6 protein-coding genes are annotated in these 6,000 nt (G+C 40.9%); 4 read left to right on the top strand and 2 right to left on the bottom strand.

Annotation, left to right across the window (positions count from 1 at the left end; all coding sequences use genetic code 11):
* Both AB4140_RS17850 and AB4140_RS17845 read left to right on the top strand, forming a co-directional pair.
* Positions 1-338: hypothetical protein (locus tag AB4140_RS17850; RefSeq protein ID WP_157936256.1), on the top strand; the 338-nt coding region annotated here is incomplete at its 5' end.
* Between the two features lie 334 nt (positions 339-672).
* The gene (locus AB4140_RS17845) at positions 673-2,232 is read left to right on the top strand and encodes a SulP family inorganic anion transporter (protein ID WP_076536194.1); all 1,560 of its coding nucleotides are present in this window, start codon (positions 673-675) and stop codon (positions 2,230-2,232) included.
* 78 nt (positions 2,233-2,310) lie between these two features.
* Here the strand turns inward: AB4140_RS17845 and AB4140_RS17840 are convergent, their stop codons facing one another.
* Positions 2,311-3,225, bottom strand: a complete 915-nt coding sequence (locus tag AB4140_RS17840) for a bifunctional methionine sulfoxide reductase B/A protein (protein ID WP_102530768.1) — start codon at positions 3,223-3,225, stop codon at positions 2,311-2,313.
* 184 nt (positions 3,226-3,409) lie between these two features.
* Here AB4140_RS17840 and AB4140_RS17835 point away from each other — a divergent pair, with 184 nt between their 5' ends.
* Both AB4140_RS17835 and ylqF read left to right on the top strand, forming a co-directional pair.
* On the top strand, positions 3,410-4,249 hold the full coding sequence (locus AB4140_RS17835; protein ID WP_372002019.1) for an isopenicillin N synthase family dioxygenase: 840 nt from the start codon (positions 3,410-3,412) through the stop codon (positions 4,247-4,249).
* Between the two features lie 130 nt (positions 4,250-4,379).
* The gene (gene ylqF, locus AB4140_RS17830) at positions 4,380-5,324 is read left to right on the top strand and encodes a ribosome biogenesis GTPase YlqF (protein ID WP_076536189.1); all 945 of its coding nucleotides are present in this window, start codon (positions 4,380-4,382) and stop codon (positions 5,322-5,324) included.
* A 129-nt stretch (positions 5,325-5,453) separates the two neighbouring features.
* Here the strand turns inward: ylqF and AB4140_RS17825 are convergent, their stop codons facing one another.
* The gene (locus AB4140_RS17825; protein ID WP_102476393.1) at positions 5,454-5,981 is read right to left on the bottom strand and encodes a low molecular weight protein-tyrosine-phosphatase; all 528 of its coding nucleotides are present in this window, start codon (positions 5,979-5,981) and stop codon (positions 5,454-5,456) included.
* Positions 5,982-6,000 lie beyond the last annotated feature (19 nt).

Here is a 6,000-nt window from a genome sequence, read left to right as displayed (position 1 = left end):
CGCCAGCGGTTGAAGTTAAACCTGAAACAGCTAAAGTTGAAGTTAAAACGGTTGCATCTGCACCTATGACTAAGCCTGTTGCAATACAACGTAAAGCCGCAGTCGCACCAACAACTGTCGCACCAACCGAAGTTAAAGCTGAACCAGCTGTTAAAAAAGCACCTGTCGCTAGCCGCTTCGGCTCTATGGTCATGTCAGATACGACTAAGCCAGTAACAGAGGTTCGTACTCAGCAAGCTGTGCCAAAAGGCCGCGAGTATCAAGCTTCGCAAACTGAAGCCAATAGCGTTAAGTCAAAAGTGGCCAATAGTGCTTCAGCAGATATGTCTAAAGCATAACTGTTAGCATTCACCTTTGATGGTAATAAAAACCACGCTTCTTAGCGTGGTTTTTTTATGCTTAACTTTTACTAAAAACTTAGAGACTGTTCAAACTACCAGCCCTTATCAAGCCTTGATATTAATCCTGATTATAAAACCTCAGCTGTGATCTAGTTTTTCTGTTACTAACGAAAATATCAAGCTTAGCTTATCCTCTTAAAAATTCTCTCTAAAACCCTAACGATACGAATTAGCACAAATTAAGTTTAATTTCAGGTTTAGAAGGTTTGTCATTTTTGTTAACATGCTCACACTTTTATTATCAAACACATCAATAGATTTCAGAGGTTAAATGTTCGATCTACTACGTCATAAAACCAGTAGCGGCAAAGCAGATATATTATCTGGTTTAACCGTTGCACTCGCGCTTATTCCTGAAGCCGTTGCTTTTGCTTTTGTCGCACAAGTTGAGCCTATGGTAGGACTTTACGCAGCCTTCATCATGGGGCTAATTACTGCTGTTATTGGTGGCCGTCCTGGGATGATTTCTGGCGCTACCGGCGCGATGGCTGTTGTTATGGTATCACTGGTGGTTGAACATGGTGTTCAATACCTATTTGCCGCAGTAGTACTGGCAGGGATAATACAAATTTCTGCCGGTATTTTTAAACTGGGTAAATTTATCCGTATTGTTCCTTATCCTGTGATGATAGGTTTTGTGAATGGCTTAGCCATTGTGATTTTCCTTGCACAATTAGGCCAATTTAAAGTAAAAGATGCTGCTGGCAACATGGTATGGCTTGCACAAGAGCCCCTAATGATTATGTTAGCTTTAGTGGCACTAACTATGGCGATCATTCACTTCTTACCCAAAATAACCACTGCTATCCCTTCTTCATTGGTGGCTATTTTAACGGTAACGGCATTGGTTGTAGGCTTAGATTTAGATACTCGCAATGTACTCGATTTCTTAAAAACCATGAGCGGCGATGAACAAGCAACAATTGCTGGTAGCCTGCCAAGCTTTGCTATCCCAAGTGTCCCATTCACGCTAGAAACGCTTTATATCATTCTGCCTTATGCCTGTATTCTTGCTGCTGTAGGCTTGATTGAATCATTGCTGACGCTAACCGTTATTGATGAAATGACTAACAGCCGTGGTAAAGGTAACAAAGAATGTGTTGGTCAAGGTGTTGGTAATATTACCAGTGGCTTTTTCGGCGCTATGGGTGGCTGTGCGATGATTGGACAATCGATGATTAACATCAACTCTGGCGGTCGTGGACGATTATCAGGGATCACTGCAGCACTCGCTTTATTGGCATTTATCTTATTTGGTGCAGCCTTTATTGAAATAATTCCGTTAGCTGCATTAGTTGGGGTTATGTTCATTGTCGTTTTAGGTACCTTTGAATGGGCCAGTTTCAAAGTCATGGGCAAAGTGCCTAAGCATGATGCGTTTGTCATTGTGTTAGTAACAACGGTAACCGTGTTCACAGATTTAGCCTTCGCAGTATTTGTCGGCGTTATTGTGTCTGCATTAGTCTTTGCTTGGGAGCATGCCAAACATATTAATGTTGAAACCAATATTGATGCCAACGGTTGGAAAGTTTACAAATTAAATGGACCGTTATTTTTTGGTTCGGTATCTAATTTCTTAGAGCTGTTTGACGCAGAGAATGATCCTGAAGACATTATCGTAGACTTCCAAAACTCACGGGTTGCAGATCATTCTGCCCTCGATGCAATTGACACCTTAGCAGAGCGTTATCTTGCTGCCGGTAAGAAGTTACACTTGCGCCATTTGAGCGGTGATTGTAAAGATTTACTCCATAAAGCTAGAGCGTTAGTCGAGGTCAATGTGATTGAAGATCCCCATTACAAAGTGGCTGACGACGCATTAGACTCTTAATCGTTAGGTTTACACATTAAAAAAGGCGAACTCAGTTCGCCTTTTTTGTTGCCGATGTAAACTAACCTTAGCTAGTCATTATTTATCAGTGTCCTTTAACAACTGCTCAAATCGTTTCATCGCCATTTCAAATTTTGGTTTAATAATTAACTCACAATATGGCTGCTCAGCATTATTAGCATAATAATTTTCGTGAACACTTTCTGCAGGATAAAAAGCTTCGAACATGGCAACTTCGGTCACTATAGGTTTAGGCCAAATGGCTTGCTGAATTAGTTTACTAATAGCGATGGTCGCTTGATCAACCTGCTCTGTTGAATGAGTAAAAATAACTGAACGGTATTGCGGACCTTTATCATTACCCTGCTGATTTAAGGTGGTGGGATTGTGAATGGCAAAGAAAACCGCCAGTAAGCTTTGGTAACTAATGATACTAGGATCAAATTCCACCAATATAACTTCAGCATGTCCAGTATCACCAGAACATACCGCCATATAATTTGCATCGCTACCACTACCGCCACTGTAGCCTGGCGTTACCTCAATCACTCCCTTTAACTCATTAAATACCGCTTCAATGCACCAAAAACAGCCCGCGCCAAAAGTAGCAAACTGATTACTATTTACTTTTTGTAATTCATCTGCCGTTTGAAATATCATCGAAACAGAATTGACACAGTGACGGATATTTTTAGCGGTTAACATTTCGCCTTCAAATATATGCCCTAGGTGGCCGTCACATTTTCGGCAGGTGATTTCGATTCGATGGCCATCTTCATCGGGAGTTCGGTCAATTGCTCCCGGTATTTCATCATCAAAAGCAGGCCAACCACAATGAGCATTAAATTTATGCTCACTTTTATACAGAGGCGCTAAGCACTTTTTGCATAAATACACCCCTGGGGCATCATGTTTGACGTATTCGCCGCTAAAAGGTTGCTCAGTTCCTTTTTGTTCAATCACATACTTTTCGAATTCCGTTAACTGCTTCATGAGTTCCATCTCTACTTCTGTTTTGATTAGGTTTACTGTACTGCAAGTATTACAACTATGGCAGTATGCACAATAAAGATCACTATTTCGACTGACCAAGACATATTTCGCATCAAAAAATTGCGACAAAGTGTGACCAAGGTTAGAATCGCGCTGGGTCAAATAAAAACAATAGAAGAAAAATATGAAAGTAGAAACAATTGATTACCGCGCAAAAGATTGTCCACAACAGTTTGTCGCTTCATTAAGAGAAACCGGGTTTGGCGTTCTTTCTAACCACCCAGTCAGTCAAGAACTGGTCGAAAAAATTTATCAAGAGTGGTATGCCTTTTTTCAATCTGAACAAAAAAATGATTATCTATTTAAACCAGAAACCCAAGATGGATTTTTCCCTGCTTCAATTTCAGAAACCGCTAAAGGCCATAGCGTAAAAGATATCAAAGAATATTTTCACGTTTATCCTTGGGGCCGTATTCCTGAATCGTTAAAACAAAATATCTTAGCCTATTATGCACATGCCAACGCGCTAGCAGCAGAGTTACTCGGCTGGATTGAAGAGTACGCACCTAAGGATATTGCTGACAAATTCTCAATGCCATTACCACAAATGATTGAAAATAGTCAGAAGACATTATTAAGAGTACTGCACTACCCGCCAATGCTTGGCGATGAAGAGTTAGGCGCTATCAGAGCTGCTGCACATGAGGACATAAACCTTATTACTGTACTACCTGCTGCCAATGAGCCAGGACTACAAGTTAAAACCAAAGAAGGTAACTGGGTTGATGTACCCAGTGACTTTGGTAATATCATTATCAATATCGGTGATATGCTACAAGAGGCATCAGCAGGTTACTACCCTTCAACGTCACATCGGGTGATTAACCCTCAAGGCAGTGATAAAACTAAATCAAGAATTTCATTACCACTATTCTTACACCCAAATCCAGAAGTAGTATTGTCAGAGCGTCACACCGCTGACAGCTACTTAATGGAAAGACTGCGTGAGCTTGGGGTTATTTAACCCTACTGCTTATTTAGTGACATCGTTAATGATATTAAAGCGCCAATAGGCGCTTTTTTTTATCATTTTTACTCATAACAAGGTAGAATATGCCCCCTTTGTTAGTAGTAGATTTATAAAAGGCAAAATCATGGCAATTCAATGGTATCCAGGTCACATGCATAAAGCTCGTAAAGAGATTGAAGAGGCAATGCCTCAAGTCGATCTTGTTATTGAGGTGCTTGATGCCCGTATTCCTTACAGTAGTGAAAACCCAATGGTTTCTAAGCTAAGGGGCGATAAGCCATGTATCAAACTACTGAACAAGTCTGACTTAGCAGATCCAAAAGTCACGGCGCGTTGGATTGAGTACCTTGAGCAGGAACAAGGCGTAAAAGCCACTGCTATCACCACACTACAACCTGGTCAGGTCAAAAACATTCCTGATATCTGCCGCAAACTGGTACCTGCCAGAGACAAAATCGAAAAAGATATTCGTACCATGATCATGGGGATCCCTAACGTTGGTAAATCTACCATCATTAATACACTTGCAGGTAGAACCATTGCTAAAACCGGTAATGAGCCAGCTGTAACTAAACGTCAACAACGAATTAATTTACGAAATGGCATCGTACTATCAGATACGCCGGGTATTTTATGGCCTAAAGTAGATAACGAAGCCAGTAGCTACCGCCTTGCTGTTACTGGTGCAATTAAAGACACCGCAATGGAATATGAAGACGTTGCCATGTTTGCTGCTGAATATTTCTTAAAAGCTTACCCACAAGAAATTTGTGAGCGTTATAAGCTTAAATCATTGCCAGAAACCGACATTGAATTACTTGAAGAAATTGGCCGTAAGCGCGGAGCACTAAGACCTGGTGGCCGTATCGATTTACATAAAGCATCAGAATTACTGTTACATGAATTCCGCTCTGGCAAAACAGGGCTACTTACCCTTGAAACCCCTGAAATGGCCGAAATCGAGAAAGAAGAAGTCGCTAGAGTGTTGGCTGAAAAAGAAGCTATTAAGCAGCAGAAATTAGAGCAAGAAAATCTGAAACGATCAGGTAAACGTCACCAAGGCGAATAAGGCTTTAACAAAAACATCCAGCTTATCTGCAATGTGTTTGATAAACGACATATTTAAAATAAAGGCTTAGCAGCAATGCTAAGCCTTTATTGTTTTTACCCGTTAAAGAGCGAATATGTATAGATAATATTAACGGTTTTTCGCTATCTGCTTTGCTAAATTATCAAGGCTAGACTCCAGTAAGTCCAAAACCGTTTCAAAACCATTAGCGCCGCCATAGTAAGGGTCAGGAACTTCCTTGGCATGATTCACTTGCTCAAGGGAAAACTTATCCATACTCAGTTCATCAAAATCAGCTACATCGTCACTCATATAACTAAGCATTAATTTAAGCTTATGTTGATGTTCTTGCGGGCATATTGCCTGCAAGTCCTTTAAGTTAAAAATATCTGCAGCCAGTATTAAATCAAATTTTTCAAAATCAGCCTGAGCGATTTGCCTTGCATACATGCCTGAAAAGTCTAAGCCTCTGGCATTGCCCGCTTTAATCGCGCGCGGATCGGGCGCATTACCTTGGTGGTAAGCTAAGGTGCCAGCAGAGGCAATCTCGATGACTAAGCCATATTCAGCCGCTTTACTACGAAACACAGCTTCAGCGCTAGGTGAGCGGCAGATGTTACCTAGGCATACGAATAGTACCGAGTTAATTGTATTCACATAAGTTCCTTTTTCAGCG

Origin of the sequence: Shewanella sp. 10N.286.51.B2, assembly GCF_041469265.1 — a bacterium.
Taxonomy (GTDB): Bacteria; Pseudomonadota; Gammaproteobacteria; order Enterobacterales; family Shewanellaceae; genus Shewanella.
Note: the sequence above shows the minus strand (reverse complement) of the source record. Positions and strands in the feature narration are given on the sequence as shown.